This window comes from Paenibacillus nuruki (genome assembly GCF_001721045.1).
Taxonomy (GTDB): Bacteria; Bacillota; Bacilli; order Paenibacillales; family Paenibacillaceae; genus Saccharibacillus; species Saccharibacillus nuruki.
Window position 1 is genome coordinate 71,561 of the sequence record NZ_MDER01000096.1, and the last position, 18,098, is coordinate 89,658.

The window sequence follows — 18,098 nt, forward strand, 5'->3', positions numbered from 1 at the left end:
TCAAATAGATAGATCAAAAAAGCTCCCTATACTGGGAGCTTCTTATAAAGCATATCATATTATTTAATCGCTACAAAGAACAATCTAGACGCATCATTACCAGCTTCAACCCATTCAAAGTCAGCGTAACAATGTACATCTCGAAAACCTGCTTTGATTAATTCTGTTTTCAGCCATTCTGGATCATATGAACGCTGAACATGCGTTTCTTCAAATCGTTCATATAAAGCATTACGCTCTTCACCTGCACGGGCAAAAATCGTCAAATGATGCTCGATCTCAGTACGAACTTGATCATATTCACATGTCCATAAATATGAAACAGAACGCTCATCTAACATAAAAGGTTGCTCTTCATCGTAACGGCGTAGGGTCTGCGGATGATGAACATCAAACACAAACGTACCACCTGATTTGAGCCCTTTATACGTAGATTGGAATGTATCTACGATATATTCAGGTTCTGTTAAATAATTAAGACAATCGCAAAATGAAATTACACTATCCACAGGCTCTGGCAGCATCCAATGCGTCATATTTTGACACACCCAATTGACACTCCCGTTTTGGAAAAGACGGTGTCCTTGCGGAGTCGATTCTAGCTTGTCTTTAGCAACAGATAACATATCCGAAGATAAATCGATTCCTGTCACTTGAAAGCCTGCATTGACCAGTGGAATGGTAATGCTCCCTGTTCCACAGCCAAGCTCAGCGACGGTACGAGGCATACCATATTTATCCCAGACTTCACGTACAAAACGTAACCAATCTGGATAGGGCATGTCTGCCATTAATTCATCATATACATAAGCAAACTTCCGGTACGACAATACGCTAACCGTCCTTCCGTACATCTGCAATATTGATTACAGAATGATCAATTCATAATACAAGTTATCTATTAAGACTGTTGTTCTTCGTCAGGCGCAGAAGCTTCAGCAGCATCGGCTGGCTTGACTAACATCGTCCAGTTTTCTTTCTGCTCGACAATGCCTTCACGCATCAATTTACCAAGTGCACGTTTGAACGCAGATTTACTGATGCCAAAACGTTGCTTGATAATATCAGGTGTCGTTGTATCCGAGTAAGGCATCGCTCCGTCAGGACGCTCGTTTAAGAATGCAAGTAAACGCTCTGCATCTAGATCGCGACCGACTTCTTTACGCTGAATCATGGATAGATTGACACGTCCATCTTCACGAACTTGAGTCACACGTACATTGACTTTTTCACCTAGACGAAGCATACGACTGCGTTCGCTTTGGTGAATCATACCCAATGCACCGAATCCAAGTACGCCACCTTCTACAATCACAAATGTTCCCATTTGTAACGGACGATAGACTTGTGCATCTAACCAGAGGTTGACCCAAGATTCAGGAGCGTGAAAAGTATGCTCCATAAATTCAAGTTCACCTGCTAATTTGGCACGAAGACGACCTTGACGATCATGCTCCATCATCACATAGACTTCATCGCCTATTTGCGGACGAAGTTCTTTAAGTTCAGGCATTTCGCTTAGAGGTAATAACAACTGGCGACCCAGTCCCATTTCAAGAAATGCACCCAGACGAGGATGAAGGTCAGCCACTGTTAATTTCGCCATTCCACCTAACGTTAAAAATGGCTTTTTCATCGTTGCTGCTAGACGATCTTCCGTATCATGGAAAATAAACACTTCCAGATGATCGCCTATCTTGATTTTTTTAGTGATTTCACTGTAATGAAGCAACACATCGTTTTCTCCATCAGACAGAAAAAAACCATACGGCGACACTTCACGCACTAATTCAAGCGTTAATACTGTACCTGATTCAAAACTCATACGTTCTCCATCACTTTAGCATCTGACCACAGACGCTCGATATTATAGTATTCACGCTCATCACGATGGAAAATATGCACGACAACATCGCCCAAATCCATCAATACCCAACGAGCTGCATTTACACCTTCCATACCACGAATCTCAGCTTTAGCATCATGCATTACTTTACGAATTTCGCTAGCAATCGCTTGTACTTGTGTATCCGAGTTACCGTGACAAATCACAAAATAATCAGCAATCATAGAGACACCACGTAGATCTAGTGCTACCAAATTGCTTGCTTTTTTACTTTCAGCTGCTTCTACAGCAAGTTGCAATAATTGTTCAGGATTCAATTTCATTAAAGTTCCCCCTCGAGTTGTAGCTGTTTGACTAAATCGTTGCGAGATAATACGGTCAAAGGAAAAATGATCTGGCGTTTGGCAACCAATAACTGAATCGTTGAGTCAAATCCAGCGACTAACCCCGCTTCAAGACTGTGCTCAGCTAGACTACGAATATGATCAACTCCTGGAAAATCACGTCCAGGCTCTATATAATCAGCCAAACAAATCACTTTTTCCAAAACAGTCATACCGACACGTCCAGAAGTATGATAACGAATCGCATTCAATATCTCTTCATCGTCTACACCATATTCTACCTGTGCCGTATATGCTCCCACTTCAGCATGCCATAACGGCTTATCATACAATAATAATTCATCATTCAAAGCATGTTCACGTAACACTTGCTCCTGGCGATCACTGGTCCAATATTTAGCGACATCATGCAAGATTGCAGCGATCTCGGCTTTGACGGGATCAGCACCATAACGTTTGGCAAGTATAATCGCTGATTGCATCACACCTTCGGTATGCTTCCAGCGCTTTTGTGGCATTTGAGCGGATACTGATTCCATCAACTCATCTCGTGTCAGGTTCATAGATTCCGCTCCTTTTTATATATTCATTCACTTGATCATGTACCATATAACGAACAGATTGCCCTGTTGCTAGACGTTCACGGATATCAGTCGACGAAATGTCTACTTGTGGCATCTTAACCAGAACAACTTTTTCCTGCAAATAATGAGGTAAATCTTCTTTGCGAATCACAGAACCTGGACGACCAACACCGATAAAAGTAAGCACCTGTGCTAGCTCTTCAATTCCATGCCATTGTGTTAACGAATTTACCATATCTGCACCGATAATAAAAAAGAAATCATGTTCTGTATAGCGTGCTTTTAATTCGCGGATCGTATCAATTGTATAAGATACACCTCCGCGTACAAGCTCTATATCCAATGTACGAAAAGCAGGATTCGTTCCTACTGCAAGCTCCACCATCTGAAGACGTTCATCTCCTCCGGCTCCTGCTTCGTGCTTATGCGGTGGAATATGTGACGGCATAAACCAGACTTCATCTAAATGACAACCTTGAAGTGCTGCTTCTGCTGCTAACATATGACCGATATGCACAGGATCGAATGTTCCACCCATAATACCGACTTTCATGAATACACCACCGAATACGATTTTATAATAGAAATAAGATCAATTAAGCTTTTGGTAATTCAATTTGTTTGTGGTCTTTGGATTCTTTGTACAAAATAATCGTACGTCCAATCACTTGTACCAACTCGGATTTTGTACTTTTTGCTAATTCTTCAGCCAAATCTTTTGGCTCTTCTAGACAGTTGTTCAATACTGAGATTTTCATCAATTCGCGCGTTTCAATCGCATCCAGTACATGACGAACGATCCCGTCATTCATACCACCTTTACCGATTTGAAAAATCGCATCTAAATGATGTGCTTGTGAACGCAAAAAGCGTTTTTGTTTTCCTGTTAACATATATTTCTCCTTCAATACCTATTCTTTTTGATGATTCATTGCTTCAAGTAAAGCACTACGCATGACAGATACAGGTGCAGGTTGCCCTGTCCAATATTCATAGGCATATGCTCCTTGATATACAAACATACCGAGTCCGCCAACTACCGTACAACCACGACTTTTAGCTTCGCGTAGAAAACGTGTTTCTAACGGATTGTAGATCAGATCACTGACAATAATTCCTTCTGGAATGCGTGACTGCTCTAGTGGAGTCTCGTCACTATTCGGTGACATGCCGATCGAAGTGGTATTAATAAGTATATCGGTCTGTGCAAGAACTTTATCGAGTGTATCATAACTGCCACTTTGTACTTGTAAAGTGTCATGACTGAACTCTGTTGCTAGCTGTTCAGCCTTGTCTACTGTACGATTAATAACCGTTACACTTGCAGGTTGTTCTCGCAACAAAGCATAGACCACTCCACGTGCAGCACCACCTGCACCTAGAATCGTAATGTGCTTACCGGATAACTCACTATTCAATTCTTCTTTTAATGAACGGACATAACCGATACCATCGGTATTATATCCTTTTAATTTACCATCTTGAATAACCACTGTATTCACAGCACCACAACATACCGCAGATTCATCAAGCTCATCCATCAACTTCAGCATTTCTACTTTATGAGGAATCGTTACATTGAATCCGCTGAAGCCTAGCGCTTTGGTGCCTGCTACAGCTTCTGCAAGTTGTTCTGGTTTCACATGTAAAGGAACATACATCCCCGGAATTCCTGATGCTTCTAACGCAATATTATGCATAGCTGGTGACTTCGAGTGTCCGATTGGATCTCCCATAACCCCTAATAAAAGCGTATGATGTGATAGATCATTTTTCCGGTCTGTCATGATGTACATCCTCCTGTGAATAAGATGGGTCTTCGATTAGATCAATGATGGACGCATCATTACTTTGACACCTTTAGGCAAATGAATAGCAGCTAATGCGCCTGTGTCACCGTTAACTTTGATCCAACCTAAGCCTGAAATAAATAGATCATATTGTGAACCGCGTGGAACACGGAATTCATGACGTGTCCATTCTGGCAAATCAGCTAAATGTTCTTTGGTTGGTGGCGCAAGCATAACTCCTGCATGATCTGCAAATAAGTCATCTGCACGTTCCAACTTGGTACGATGGATTTTGAGACCATTATTAATGAAGCAAGTAAATGATTGACGACCACCTTCAAGGTAATCAAATCGTGCCATCGCTCCGAAAAATAGCGTCTGACCTTCATTTAATTGGTATACCATCGGTTTGAGTGGTTTGTCCGGCATAATCGCAGCCAAATCTTGCTTGGTCACCAATTCTGTATAACGAGATTCGTATACAATTCCTGGTGTATCAATAATAAAATGTCCATCATCTAATGGAATATTGACGGTATCCAATGTTGTTCCCGGATAGCGCGAAGTGGTTAATTCTTCTTCCAGATCACTATAATCTGAGATCAGACGATTGATCAATGTAGATTTACCTACATTCGTTGCACCGACCACGTACACATCACGGTTACCACGCATCTCGCCAACCACTTCCAAAATACGTTCAAACCCTGTATTTTGTTTGGCACTACAAAGAATAATTTCCTCGGTTTTGAGTCCGATTTCTTTCGCTTCTTTTTGTACCCAATTACGCAATTTGTTCCAGTTGGTTACTTTAGGCAACAAATCGATTTTGTTTACAGCTAGAATTACAGGATTATTTCCTACAAAACGTTGCAATCCTGAGATCACGCTACCCTGAAAATCGAACAAGTCGACAATATGGATAACCAGTGCATCCTTTGTGCCCACTTCACTGAGCAATCGCAAGAATTCGCTCTGATCTACCGTTACTGTCGACGATTCATTATAATTGCGGATACGGAAACAGCGCTGGCAGACTAGAGGTGTTCTTTCTAGTGCCTGTGCTGGCAAATATCCTGGTAATTCAGGCGCGTCCATCTGTAGAGCAATACCGCATCCACTACATTTCGCACCCGCGGTAAGACCGCTTTGTTCTGTCATTTATTCTTTTCCTCCTCGGACCATAGTCCTTTTCTACGCAGTCGTTTTCTTGCAAACCGTTCGACCTGACGGTTAACTTTGGTTCTCCAACCTTCATCAGCAGCAGCGATAGGTAAGACTAGAATTGTAAATAAACCCAGTCTGTTCCCACCATATACATCTGTTAACAATTGGTCACCGATAACAATAGTCTGTTCTTCGCTCCATTTCATCAGCGTCATTGCTTTGCGAAATGGTGCATTGGACGGCTTGCGTGCCGCATGCACAAATTTGATATCCAGTGGTGTAGCAAATAAGGATACCCTGCTCATATTGTTATTCGAGACAATAATCAGCTCGAAGCCGTATTTTTTTACTTTAGCAAACCATTCGATCAATTCCGGTGTCGCATTTGGCGCTTTAGCACCAACGAGTGTGTTGTCTAAATCTGTAATGATTCCACGATAACCTTTGGCATACATTGCTTCTAGATCAATATCAAATACAGTATTCACGCGCAACTTGGGTACGAGCATCTCAAACAAGCTTTATTCACCTCGGTTTCATACGACAAACTATATCATAAGTGTAACCTATCTGACAAAAAGAAACGCCGCATAAGCGGCGTTTTTTGTAGGATTTATAAATAGTTTGTCCAACGTTTTGAACAATCGTTCAGCCATCCATTATTATACTACTTTGTGGACGTTTTGCGCCATCTTTTTCGCAAGTTTTGTAGATGATGTTGCATTGTTGTCCACTCTTCCTCTGTAATCTGATTCGGACTGTATTTGGCTTTTTCAAACAATTCAAGTAATGGGGTTAAATGTATCGCCAAATCTGGACGTACCTCTTCCCATCGGGTCACCGATTCACGCAATGTTTCATGAGGACGACGATCCATTCCATGGCGTTTCATCCAGGCGAACCAGCGTTTGGATTCAGCCATCATTTTTTGTTGCGGTGTCAAAGCTTCTCCTTGACGCATACGCATAATCATAAAGCTCAATTCACGACGGTAGCGAATCAACATCACGATTGCCCAAGCAGCAATCACACCACTTGCTATCCAGATCACAGCAGCAGGTACAGCAGGCTCATTGTTTTGTACCGGTGCTTGCGTTTCTTCTTCCTCTGGTGTCTGTTCTTCTTCCTCTGGCTCAGGTGTTGGTGTATCATCTGCTGGTGTCTGAACAGCCTCTGTAATCATCGGCATATCAAATCCTGGTGTGGCTTCAATCGGAACCCATCCATAATCAGCAAAATAAATCTCTGCCCATGAATGTGCATCTGCATTAGTTACTGTATATTCTGTAGCACCATCCGGGAAATAATCACTGGTTACATAACCGGACGCTTGCCCGGGTGCATACCCTTTAACCCAGCGTGCAGGGATATCTAATGAACGTGCCATCATCACCATCGCTGTAGAATAATAATCACAATACCCTTCTTTGACTTCAAATAAAAAGCTATCTACAAAATCACGGCTTTTTTTCTTCGACAAATCAGGATTGTTGGTATACGCAAAATTGTTTTGCAAATATTGTTGTAATAACTCTACTTTCTCGTAAGGCGTATCTCCTGATGCGGTTACTTCTTTGGCTAGATTACGCACACGATCAGGTAACTCTGAAGGGACTTGTAGATACCGATCTAACGATTTATCGGCATAGAGTTGATTAAATGTTTTCTTTTCCAATTCTTTGACAGGTACGATCGGCACTCTGGAAACCAGTGAATACGATTCTGGAAATTTACGATTCTGACGGGTAGGGCTCCAGTGCACTTCGCCCGGGTTACTACGCCAATCCAGTTGTGACGTATCTGACCCACCATCGACATCGGTTACTCTCCCTATCGTATAAGCACCAAATAATACAGGATATGTCACATTATCTTCAGACAGCATTTTTACTTGTTGCTTAACGGTTTTCTTTTCTACATCTGACGATTCATCCAGTGGAAGCTCGGTACCTGCTTCGACCGATTGCAGTTCACTCCAACCATTACTAGAGCGATCGATCCAACCTTCGCCTGAATAGACTAATCGTGTCTCGCCCCGCCAGTAACTACGACTGGTAGTGCTGACTGTCATCACCGGTGTATAGTCAAAATTAAAACCACCACCTAGATTGGAATCTTCACGACTATATCCAGAAGAAGCACCTTGTCCATTTAAAGGATTAGAACCATTGATCGTAATAACAGCTTCACCACGCCAATTTTTCCATGCTGTATATGGATCTTTAAGTGTAGGTTGAACTTCCGGTACATTGACACCTACCAGTAAAATGATGGAGAAAATAACAGCAATATTAAAAATAATTTTGAGCGGATATCTACGTAAATGTTTCCATCCTTTGGGGAATCGTTGCTGAAAATAACGAAAATGATTACTTACCAGCCAACCCATTCCTGCAAAAACAACCCATGCGACTTCTTCCCACATCATCGAGGTTGTAAAAGAATCCAAAATCGACAATGCCGCAATATTCGTACCGACAAACATAATAATGGCTCTACGTGAAGAACCGATTCGAGCAGAGACTTCGATCAACACCCATGCCGATAACACAAACCACAAGTAAGGCGAGACAGTCTGAGTAAATGTTTCTACATTATCGGTGAGTGAGCCTTCTTGCCAGCTATAAAATCCATAATGACTGAGTACATAATAGACTGCACCCAGTACAGCAAATAATTTGATCACTAGACGATAGATCATTTTGAGTGGTATCAAAATATCAATAATAGCCACTACAGCCATCGTCGCCAGAACCAGCGGTGTCGTTTCTTGATACCAGACTCCATTGGCATAATTAATCCATTGCAGCGCAATAATAAAAACCCATATTAAAGATAACGAATAATACCAAGAGCGACTTATTCCATCCCACCATTTTTTCAAATCGCTCCACCTCCTAACACAGCTGGCAATTGCTCTAATGAAGAGATTGGATAACACGATACTCCGCGTGCATGAGCAGATTGTGACCAGTTGATTACAGCTTCTTTATTTTTTTGCATCGTAGGGTTAATTAAAAATTGAAGAGGAGTCATTTGACGAATACGAGCAAATTGAAAAATCTCCCATACTTTTTCATTCATTAAAGGCGTAATCAAAATAAATAAAGTACCTGCTGGAAACATACGCGCATGATCTTCAAGTTTATCTAATAAACGTCCTTTGCCATCTGCCATCACATCGACAAGGTGTAGACGCATTCTTTGACGTTCCCCTACATGATCGGATGGCAAGAATACTCCGCTATTCTGACCGGTTGTAAATAAACCCATTCCCATCCGTTTTCGTACCCCATAATCAAGCATTGATGCCGTCGTGGATACCGCTAATTCAAAAGCTTCATCTGATTCATAATGATCAGCGATCGCATCAAGTACCAGTACAGTTTTGGGTAATGATTCATGTTCAAATTCTTTTGACTTCCAATTGCCTGTACGAGCGGTAGCAGACCAGTGAATTCTTGAAATTCGGTCACCATATACATAATCACGTACACCATTAATCTGATTCGTTTCCGGACGGGACATCAATTGCGAGGTCTGTTGACCTCCAAGTCTAGAATACCGTGATCCCATTTGCCAGTTCGGAATAAAAGCGATTCGTGGTAGTACCAAAAACTCACCTGACGCTGTAAACCGCCCTTTATTTTCGATTAATCCAAAAATATCTTCGCTGATACATTCGGTGCCATAAAAGCGGTAACGTCCTCGCTCTAATGGAGGGGTCTGAAATAGTAGTTCACCTTTGCCCCGCATACTTGGAATCAGACTTTCTTCAAAAGACCACGATTCACCATTGTGACGCTTAAGCGTTTCACGAATAATCACATATGGTAATGGCAGAAATCCAGGAATCGTCACATCCAGACGTACCTGTACTTGATCACCTGCCAGAATCATTTCTCCTTGTTCCCCTGCTGTCGATAAATGGCGCTGACCATGAGCGCGTCCAACACCACGAAAGCCACCGCCAATTAAATATAGCGACAGCAAAGAAACCATCACAAATAGCATGACCGATGTTTTACCACCTTGAAAAAGAACATAAAATAAACATCCAATCCATACCATAAACACCAACCATAATTTAGAAGGTTGGCGTTTCCACTGCAAATTCAGACGCAAGTATGAAAATAAGGCTCTCATACTTATTGTCCCATAGATACAGGAGCATGAATTTGCTCCAAAATCTGCGCTACAATTCGTTCAGAACTCATGCGCTCCATCCGTGCTTCTGGACGTGGAAGTATACGATGTGGAATAACATAAGGAGCTAACTTCTTCACATCATCAGGGAGTACATAATCACGATTCTGTATAAATGCATAGGCTTTGACAGCCATCATAAAGGATAATGTTGCACGTGGACTGGCTCCAAGTAATACCGATCCATGTTCACGTGTATGGCGAACTACACTTACTAAATAATCACTTACCGATTCATCCAAATGAATCTTACGAATCTCTTGTTGAATATCAGCGATATGTTGCATATCCGTAACAGGTTCTAAGCGATCCACCGGTTGTCCGGCAGCACCATGACGAAGCAAATTGCGTTCAGTCTGCTCATCTGGATACCCTAGTGTAATTTTCATCATAAAACGATCCAATTGAGCTTCAGGCAACATGTATGTTCCTTCGAAATCAATCGGATTCTGTGTAGCACATAACATAAAAGGATGAGGCAATGGATGAGTCTCTCCATCTACAGTGACACTGCGCTCTTCCATAACTTCTAATAAAGCGGATTGTGTCTTGGTCGTTGCACGATTAATTTCATCTGCAAGTAGAATGTTCGTCATTACTGGACCTGGACGGAAATAAAACTGCTCATCCCGAGGATGAAAAATAGAAACACCTGTGATATCACTTGGCAAAATATCGGGATTACATTGAATACGACGATATTGACCACTCATTGATTTAGCAAGCGCTTTGATCATTTGTGTTTTACCTGTTCCCGGGACATCTTCTATGAGTACATGTCCTCCAGCAAGCAAAGCGGTAAGCAACAATTCGATTTCAAATGATTTGCCTAATATACAGGATTCTAGATTGGATCTTACAGCTGCAATGACTTCCATAGATTCTTTGCGTGCCGACATATATATAAAACCTCCTACTTCTGGTTCATATTCTTATATAATGATGTAATGACTCTAACTTTGTTGAAAATGTGTATATAGTTATATTGTACATGAACGATAAGTCAGAGTCACTTCAATAGCTGATTACAATTTGAAGTCAGCGCGAATGATTGGACATTTTTCGACATGAAGTTCATACTGTATCAAAGAATAACACTGTTAAGGAGTGACCTACGTCAATGGATAAGCAGACGCTTCAGATGTTTAAACAATTAACCGAATTCCCCGCAGTATCAGGGTTTGAAAGAGAACTTCGTCAATTTGTAAAAGAAAAAATGGAACCGTATACCGACGAATTTGTACAAGATCGATTAGGTAGTCTATTTGGTGTTATGCGTGGTGATGAAAATGGTCCTAAAATGATGGTCGCTGGTCATTTTGATGAAGTTGGATTTATGACAACAGGCATCACTGATCAAGGTCTTATCCGTTTTCAACCGTTAGGCGGATGGTTCAGTCAAGTCGTGCTTGCTCAACGTCTACATATTATTACTGATCAAGGCCCTATCGTGGGAGTTGTTGGTTCTACCCCTACTCACTTACTTAGCCCGGAACAACGTAACAAACCTGTAGATATCAAATCCATGTATATTGATATTGGTGCTGATGATCGTGCAGAAGCAGAACAAATGGGGTTACGTCCAGGACTGCAAATTGTACCGATCTGTGAATTTACACCAATGGCTAATCCCAAAAAAATTATGGCAAAAGCTTGGGATAATCGCTATGGAGTCGGTCTAGCGATTGAATTATTACAAGCTCTTCATGGAGAAAAGCTTGGTGGGACTTTGTATTCTGGCGCAACTGTGCAAGAAGAATTGGGATTACGTGGTGCACGTACTGCTGCACAATTGATTCAACCAGATCTATTTTTCGGACTTGACTGTAGTGCGGCTAACGATATGACAGGCGATCGCAATGCATTCGGTCATTTGGGTAAAGGTGCATTATTACGTATTTATGATCCAACTATGTTTACCCACCGGGGTATAGTTGAATATATTCAAGATACTGCAAGTACACACCAGATTCCAGTACAGTATTTCATTTCTGCTGGTGGTACAGATGCAGGTCAAGTTCATGTCAGCGGAACAGGTGTACCTTCAGCTATTATCGGTATTTGCGGACGGTATATCCATACTTCATCTTCTATTATTCATACCGATGATTATGATGCTGCCAAAGAATTGCTCATTAAATTGGTAAAAGGGATGAATCATTCTACCTATCGTACCATTTTGGATCGAGCTTAATCTATCGAATGATCATGATTATTCCTATGTTTTTACTTTAATGATACGTAAATATCCGGTTGCCAGATCTCTTAATAGGAGAAAAGTAACCGGATTTTTTTATACATTTCTTTCTTTTCAAAGTGATTTATATACTAAATAACTACCAATTCGTCCCGACTTTTTCTTCGCTTAATCTACATCACTCGCCATTTTCAGTGCATAAATGAGACTTTGCAAACGAACGGTTTAACCCTATCGGCACATGTAATCTAGTGATATACCATTTATAATAAGCAACAAAATAGATAGATAAAAGGAGAGAACTAATGAATTTAAAGACTGTACTGTACCAAAAATGGTCTAAAAATCTGATGTTATTGACTGTATTTTTGATGCCTCTAAGTTCGTTTATCTACTCGGTACCTGTCACTGCGGAAGAAAGTTCTGCATCTAACAGCGAATCGACTCTGTCCAATCTGTCTACAGTGACTCAAAATGTATATGTGTCTCCTAAAGGTAGTGACTTCTTAGGATCAGGGACTCTACAGGCTCCTTATCGTACCCTTCCCAAAGTTCGCTCTGTTTTGCGGGATACGTATGCTGAACGACCGGCTGGCGGAACAACAATCTGGTTGCGAGAAGGCGAATATGAATTGTCTTCTACATTAGAATTAAATGAACTGGATTCAGGTACAGCTGACAGACCAGTGACATATCGCAACTATCCTAATGAACAAGCAGTGATTACGACTGCCAAAACAATTGATCCCACACGTTGGAAACCGCTTAATTCTGAAGCGGCAGCTCGTGTTCATCCGGCGGTCTATGCTGATCAATTAGTCGAATTGGATGTACAATCGTTAGAACTCAAAAATACGTCTGGGTTCCCGGGAGGGACTTCGTTTACAAAAGAATGGGGTATTGTCGATCTGATTGTAGATGGCGTACGAGAACCGATCTCTCAATGGCCTAATCCTCAGCAAAAAATAGGCAAAAATCGGGTGGGCTGGGTAACGATGAATGGTTCGGCTGATCCTCAATCTTTTTATTACGGTGAAGGTGGACAACCAAAAGATGGAATAACCACAGATGAAGTGAATGCCGATCAGACCGATCGTACTGCACGCTGGCAACGATCTATCGAACAAGGTCATGATCTGTATCTCAAAGGATTCTGGCGTACTGATTTTGACCCTGTTACTAGCAAAGTAGAAAGTATTGATAATACACGTCATACGATTCGTTTAGTTGATATCCCAGAAGGCGGAATGGGTTCCAAATGGAGTAAAGATGCTCCTGTAGCTGATTCTACAGGGACAGGGACAACTACATCTACAACTCTCTCTACTCCCCTGCCAGCTCAGTCTCCTGTAACTATTCACGGGGATACGTATGTTACACAAGATGTCTATGTAACCGATGACGTTTATCATGCGCCCCTGTTTCCTGAGCCATTGCTAACTGCTACTTCTGTTACATATCAAGTGTATCGGGTGGGGACAGGAACCGAAGAATGGCAAGCACTGAACCTGTTGGATGAGATTGATACGCCGGGAGAATGGGCTTTGGATTTTAAGGATCAGAAAATCTATTATTATCCTGATGGCGATATCAACAAACAGAATATTATTATTGCTGATCGTACAGGCCCTATTATCAAATTAAATAATGCTTCGTATCTGAACTTTGTCGGTCTGACGATTGAAGGTGGTTTAAATAACGGTATCGAGATGCAAAGTTCTCATCATATTTCACTGGATAACAATACGATTCGTAATATCGGTGGTGGTGGAATTCTCGATTATTATGGTCATGACAATCGGATACAAAATAATACCATCTATGAAACAGGAAGTTTTGGGATCAGTATTGGATATGCAGGGAATCGAGATACATTGACGCCTGCTCATTCATGGATCACCAACAATCATATCCATAACACAGGTACACTGATTGCTTTGGAAGGATTAATTATTACGCAGTCGATCGGAATGACGATCAATCATAATCTAATCCATGATGTGCCTAAGCATGGTATACGCTATGTGTATAATAATGATCTGCTTTTCGAATATAATGAGCTTCATCATATCTCGCTTGAAGATGGAGATGCAGGAGCTTTCTATACCGCTCAAGACTGGACTTCATACGGTAATGTATTACGTTATAACTATGTACATGATAGCCCGCGGGCAAATGGATTCTATGCAGATGACGGGGATAGCGGAGATACATTTACCAACAATATTGTCTCAGGAGTATCCAAAGCATTTCTGTTTGGCGGAGGTCATCATAATCGAGCTACAGGCAATCTGATTATTAATGCCACATCTGGTATTCAGATTGATGATCGCGGTATTGCACGCAAATATACAGCAGACAGTACTCATGCAGAACAATTAATTGCTAAGAACCCTTCTACCGGGCCTTGGAAAGAGTATGGTCGTGTGCTGGCAGATACGTATGGATATGATACGAATCTATGGAAAAACATGTTGAATCCAAAATGGCATCCTGAATACCCGAATGGGACTCATTTCAAAGATAATGCTATTGTTCAATCCGGTACACTGGTTATCCCTAAAAAAGGGGCTGTTATTATCCAAAACAACCCAAGAATCACAAATACTCAATCGGCTGGACTGAATCCGAATACAACAAATGGATTCTACACTCAAAATCCTACGATTTTGGCTATCTTTCCAAATATCAATACCATTTATCCACAGATTGGATTGCAAAAAGGAGAGGTTATCTCTACCTCCTCTTCTGATTGATAGATCCTATTTAGGTTAAAAAAATACCTTCTCAATCCAAATAGCCAAAAGTTTCAGACATTGATCTGAGACTTTTGGCTATTTTCTTATGTCCTATATAGCTATCGGGGCTATTGCTTGCTGACTGAATAGGAAGGACATACTAATATAATTTGATTTTCTATCGCAATAGATACCTTCAAGAATGAGACATTAAGGCGGTTATCAGTTGTTGGAACATATACTATACTGAGGGTGGCTAAAGAAACACCAACACTTTCAATTTATTCTTCTATCTATCTCTTCTACTTCTTCCCACTCTTTATTCTACTACTTAACCTACTTGTTTACGTTATCCCTACTTCATTACATTTTGCTTTCCTTGATCTTCTTTCTAATACGAGTATACCGAAAGTTGAGATCACGGATTAATCCAATACTATATCTGACCTAATAACCCTACTCAATTATAAGAAAACAGCTACAGTTAGCCATCTTAGAGTACATCTATTCGTTCATCATTTATTTGATAACAATAGCATTCAGGATATTTAGGAGGAAAATATAATGGTAACAACTACGAAATGGGTAGCATGGATACTTTCACTGAGTCTTATGATTACTCTTCTACCAACAGGGCAAACCAGTTATGCTGCAACAAATCAAATGCTTAGTAGTGGTAACACAGTTGCAACTAACGTTAATCTATACGTCGATCCAACAGGAAATGATACAACAGGGACAGGCACTAAATTAGCACCTTTCAAATCATTATTCAAAGCTAGATCAACGATTCGTGCTTACAAAGGCAATTTACCAGCAGGTGGTGTTACCGTCTGGGTCAAAGGCGGAACATATAATCTAGCTACAACATTCGATCTCAATGCTCAAGATTCAGGAACACCCGATAAACCTGTTATTTATCGCACGTACCCGGGAGAGACGGTTACCTTAACAACAGGTAAAGGCATTGATCCTACATCATGGCAACCTTTAAGTGCAGATGCAGCGGCACGTGTTAATCCTTCTATTCAACCAAGTAAACTACGCGAGCTAGATGTAGCTTCGCTCAATATACAGAATATTGCTGGCTTTGCAGGAGGTACAACATTTACAGAACAATGGGGTATTGTTGATCTGATCGTAGATGGTATTAGACAACCGATCTCTCAATGGCCGAATGAAAATCAAAACATCGCATCAAATCGTGCAGGTTGGGTCACTATGAATGGATCCGCAGACTCCAAATCCTTTTATTATGGTGAAGGCGGTATTCCAGAGAACGGAATTACAGACGATGAAGTCAATCAAGACGGTACCAATCGTATTCAGCGCTGGAAAGCTTCCATGGCTAAAGGGCATGATCTGTATCTCAAAGGATTCTGGAGAACAGCATGGAGCCCTGTAACGAGTAAAGTAGGCGCTATCTACCCTAACGATCATATTATTTCTCTATATGATATTCCAAGTGGCGGTATGGGAGATAAATTTAGCAAAACGGTTGTTACAACCAACACACTCAAAAGTTCAACGGTCAGTATAGATGTTTATCGTCCTAATCTAATGTCTTCTGCTTCAGTACAAAAAGATGTGTATACTCCAGCATTTTCTGTTCCAAGTGCTAATGTGAACCTCTTCAATGTGACTGCTAGTGTCTATGGATTGGCTAACGATGAACCTTTTATTCCAGATACAAGTGTGAGCTATAGAGTTGGCACAGGGAAAGAAGAATGGAAAGCTATTAATTATTTAGATGAAATCGATGTTCCTGGGGAATGGGCACTTGATTTTAAAGACGGAAAAATTTATTACTATCCTACAGGTGATCTTACTAAACAGATGATTACCTTATCGGATAACAAAGCATCTATTATCAAAATGAGTGACGCTTCTTATATTCAATGGCTTGGATTTACGGTTGAAGGTGGTATGGGTAACGGCATCGAGATGCAACGTTCTCATCATATGAAGCTTGCTGGAAATACAGTCTGTTATGTAACAGGCACAGGTATTGTTGATTACTACGGCAATAACAATCTGATCCAAAGTAATGATGTATTTGAAATTGGAGCTGCCGGTATCTCTATGGGGTACTCAGGAGATCGTACTACTTTGACAGCATCCAATTCTAGAATCAATAACAATCATATTTCAAATATCGGCACATTGATTAGTCTTGAAGGTATCGTGATTCGCGAATCTGTAGGGATTAAAGTCGATCATAATCTTATTCATGATACACCCAAAGCGGCAGTTAAGTATACTTCAGATAACAACCTGTTGTTTGAGTATAATGAAATTCATAATACGTCTTTAGTTGAAAGTGATTCCGGTGCTTTTTACACACCACAAGACTGGACTTCTTATGGAAATGTACTCCGTTATAACTTTATTCATCATAACAAACGGTCTCATGGATTCTATTTTGATGATGGAGATAGCGGTGATATTGTCAGCAAAAATATTATTCAACAATCTCAAATCGCTTTTATCATGGGCGGTGGACACGATAATCTAGCGCAAAATAACCTGATTATCGCTTCTAGAGCAGCAGGACAAATTGATGATCGTGGTATTACACGTGGATATACGGCTACAAGCACGTATGCTCAGAATTTGATTAGCAAAAATCCGACTTCTGGCGCATGGCTACAGTACGGTAAAGATTTGAAAGCAACTTATGGCTACACTACTAATCTATGGGCAGATATTCTTAACCCTGAATGGCATCCTGAATATCCAAACGGTTCTTCGATTTCCAATAATGTATTTGTACAAACAGGCGCAGTCACTACACCTAAAAAAGGATCTTTTACTGTAGCGAACAATGTGATTCTAAATACGATCGCGGATGCTCAATTTTATAATGCTAACACAATGGATTATCGTACCAATAATGCAAGTATTCTGAGCAAATTTACAGATTTAAATACGATTTTCCCACAGATCGGATTATCTCAAGATGAGTATAGAGTGCAAGTCGTTTCTAGATCAGCATCAGGCGGAATGAGTAATCATTAAAATGAATAGGAATTTCCATATTATTGTGAACTTTTTATGAATACAGTAGGTCTACCCTTTCCACTCCTCCTACTAATGATTCATAAAAATAACTTTTATTCCGGGGATAATTAGTAACTAAATATCTTAATTATCCCCTCTTTTATCAAAAAAAGTCGATTTTTCACTTAAATTAACCAAATTTATCTATAACCATTACAAAATGGGC

The 18,098-nt window shown here is 40.6% G+C and carries 15 protein-coding genes; 3 read left to right on the plus strand and 12 right to left on the minus strand.

Features of this window, described 5'->3' with window-relative positions:
• Positions 1-59 precede the first annotated feature (59 nt).
• The 12 genes from PTI45_RS22685 to PTI45_RS22740 all read right to left on the minus strand — a co-directional run bounded on the left by PTI45_RS22685 (position 60) and on the right by PTI45_RS22740 (position 10,836).
• Positions 60-854: a class I SAM-dependent DNA methyltransferase gene (locus PTI45_RS22685; RefSeq protein ID WP_069329865.1), complete on the minus strand. Its 795-nt coding sequence runs from the start codon at positions 852-854 to the stop codon at positions 60-62.
• Between the two features lie 47 nt (positions 855-901).
• Positions 902-1,825 (minus strand): CvfB family protein, encoded by a 924-nt coding sequence (locus PTI45_RS22690; RefSeq protein ID WP_069329866.1) that lies wholly within the window; start codon positions 1,823-1,825, stop codon positions 902-904.
• Entirely contained in the window at positions 1,822-2,169 is a 348-nt protein-coding gene (gene rsfS, locus PTI45_RS22695; RefSeq protein WP_069329867.1) for a ribosome silencing factor, read from the minus strand. The genes PTI45_RS22690 and rsfS overlap by 4 nt, the downstream gene beginning before the upstream one ends.
• Positions 2,169-2,753, minus strand: coding sequence for a bis(5'-nucleosyl)-tetraphosphatase (symmetrical) YqeK (gene yqeK / locus PTI45_RS22700; RefSeq protein ID WP_083243695.1), 585 nt, complete (start codon positions 2,751-2,753; stop codon positions 2,169-2,171). Before yqeK ends, rsfS begins: the two co-directional genes overlap by 1 nt.
• On the minus strand, positions 2,734-3,327 hold the full coding sequence (gene nadD / locus PTI45_RS22705; RefSeq protein WP_069329868.1) for a nicotinate-nucleotide adenylyltransferase: 594 nt from the start codon (positions 3,325-3,327) through the stop codon (positions 2,734-2,736). The genes yqeK and nadD overlap by 20 nt, the downstream gene beginning before the upstream one ends.
• A 43-nt stretch (positions 3,328-3,370) precedes the next feature.
• Positions 3,371-3,667, minus strand: a complete 297-nt coding sequence (gene yhbY, locus PTI45_RS22710; RefSeq protein WP_069329869.1) for a ribosome assembly RNA-binding protein YhbY — start codon at positions 3,665-3,667, stop codon at positions 3,371-3,373.
• Positions 3,668-3,685: 18 nt separating this feature from the next.
• Positions 3,686-4,561, minus strand: a complete 876-nt coding sequence (gene aroE, locus PTI45_RS22715; protein WP_069329870.1) for a shikimate dehydrogenase — start codon at positions 4,559-4,561, stop codon at positions 3,686-3,688.
• 36 nt (positions 4,562-4,597) lie between these two features.
• Complete coding sequence (gene yqeH, locus PTI45_RS22720; RefSeq protein WP_069329871.1) at positions 4,598-5,725, minus strand: ribosome biogenesis GTPase YqeH; 1,128 nt, start codon at positions 5,723-5,725, stop codon at positions 4,598-4,600.
• The gene (locus PTI45_RS22725) at positions 5,722-6,249 is read right to left on the minus strand and encodes a YqeG family HAD IIIA-type phosphatase (RefSeq protein WP_069329872.1); all 528 of its coding nucleotides are present in this window, start codon (positions 6,247-6,249) and stop codon (positions 5,722-5,724) included. The genes yqeH and PTI45_RS22725 overlap by 4 nt, the downstream gene beginning before the upstream one ends.
• 149 nt (positions 6,250-6,398) lie before the next feature.
• Entirely contained in the window at positions 6,399-8,615 is a 2,217-nt protein-coding gene (locus PTI45_RS22730) for a DUF4129 domain-containing transglutaminase family protein (protein WP_069329873.1), read from the minus strand.
• Positions 8,612-9,877, minus strand: coding sequence for a DUF58 domain-containing protein (locus PTI45_RS22735; RefSeq protein WP_069329874.1), 1,266 nt, complete (start codon positions 9,875-9,877; stop codon positions 8,612-8,614). The genes PTI45_RS22730 and PTI45_RS22735 overlap by 4 nt, the downstream gene beginning before the upstream one ends.
• A gap of 2 nt (positions 9,878-9,879) precedes the next feature.
• Positions 9,880-10,836, minus strand: coding sequence for an AAA family ATPase (locus PTI45_RS22740; protein WP_069329875.1), 957 nt, complete (start codon positions 10,834-10,836; stop codon positions 9,880-9,882).
• A gap of 221 nt (positions 10,837-11,057) precedes the next feature.
• Between PTI45_RS22740 and PTI45_RS22745 the strand changes: the two genes are divergently transcribed.
• From PTI45_RS22745 to PTI45_RS22755, 3 genes are all read left to right on the plus strand, one after another.
• Positions 11,058-12,131 carry a M42 family metallopeptidase gene (locus PTI45_RS22745; protein WP_069329876.1) on the plus strand — a complete coding sequence of 358 codons (1,074 nt, stop codon included), beginning with the start codon at positions 11,058-11,060 and terminating at the stop codon, positions 12,129-12,131.
• Positions 12,132-12,439: 308 nt separating this feature from the next.
• Positions 12,440-14,890 (plus strand): right-handed parallel beta-helix repeat-containing protein, encoded by a 2,451-nt coding sequence (locus PTI45_RS22750; RefSeq protein ID WP_069329877.1) that lies wholly within the window; start codon positions 12,440-12,442, stop codon positions 14,888-14,890.
• 546 nt (positions 14,891-15,436) lie between these two features.
• Entirely contained in the window at positions 15,437-17,890 is a 2,454-nt protein-coding gene (locus PTI45_RS22755; protein WP_069329878.1) for a right-handed parallel beta-helix repeat-containing protein, read from the plus strand.
• The last annotated feature ends 208 nt before the right edge of the window (positions 17,891-18,098 follow it).

Excerpts from the sequence above, each read along its gene's own strand:
- PTI45_RS22685 (WP_069329865.1), bottom strand. The coding sequence starts at position 854 with ATGTACGGAAGGACGGTTAGCGTATTGTCGTACCGGAAGTTTGCTTAT.
- PTI45_RS22690 (WP_069329866.1), bottom strand. The coding sequence starts at position 1,825 with ATGAGTTTTGAATCAGGTACAGTATTAACGCTTGAATTAGTGCGTGAA.
- rsfS (WP_069329867.1), bottom strand. The coding sequence starts at position 2,169 with ATGAAATTGAATCCTGAACAATTATTGCAACTTGCTGTAGAAGCAGCT.
- yqeK (WP_083243695.1), bottom strand. The coding sequence starts at position 2,753 with ATGAACCTGACACGAGATGAGTTGATGGAATCAGTATCCGCTCAAATG.
- nadD (WP_069329868.1), bottom strand. The coding sequence starts at position 3,327 with ATGAAAGTCGGTATTATGGGTGGAACATTCGATCCTGTGCATATCGGT.
- yhbY (WP_069329869.1), bottom strand. The coding sequence starts at position 3,667 with ATGTTAACAGGAAAACAAAAACGCTTTTTGCGTTCACAAGCACATCAT.
- aroE (WP_069329870.1), bottom strand. The coding sequence starts at position 4,561 with ATGACAGACCGGAAAAATGATCTATCACATCATACGCTTTTATTAGGG.
- yqeH (WP_069329871.1), bottom strand. The coding sequence starts at position 5,725 with ATGACAGAACAAAGCGGTCTTACCGCGGGTGCGAAATGTAGTGGATGC.
- PTI45_RS22735 (WP_069329874.1), bottom strand. The coding sequence starts at position 9,877 with ATGAGAGCCTTATTTTCATACTTGCGTCTGAATTTGCAGTGGAAACGC.
- PTI45_RS22740 (WP_069329875.1), bottom strand. The coding sequence starts at position 10,836 with ATGTCGGCACGCAAAGAATCTATGGAAGTCATTGCAGCTGTAAGATCC.
- PTI45_RS22745 (WP_069329876.1), top strand. The coding sequence starts at position 11,058 with ATGGATAAGCAGACGCTTCAGATGTTTAAACAATTAACCGAATTCCCC.
- PTI45_RS22750 (WP_069329877.1), top strand. The coding sequence starts at position 12,440 with ATGAATTTAAAGACTGTACTGTACCAAAAATGGTCTAAAAATCTGATG.
- PTI45_RS22755 (WP_069329878.1), top strand. The coding sequence starts at position 15,437 with ATGGTAACAACTACGAAATGGGTAGCATGGATACTTTCACTGAGTCTT.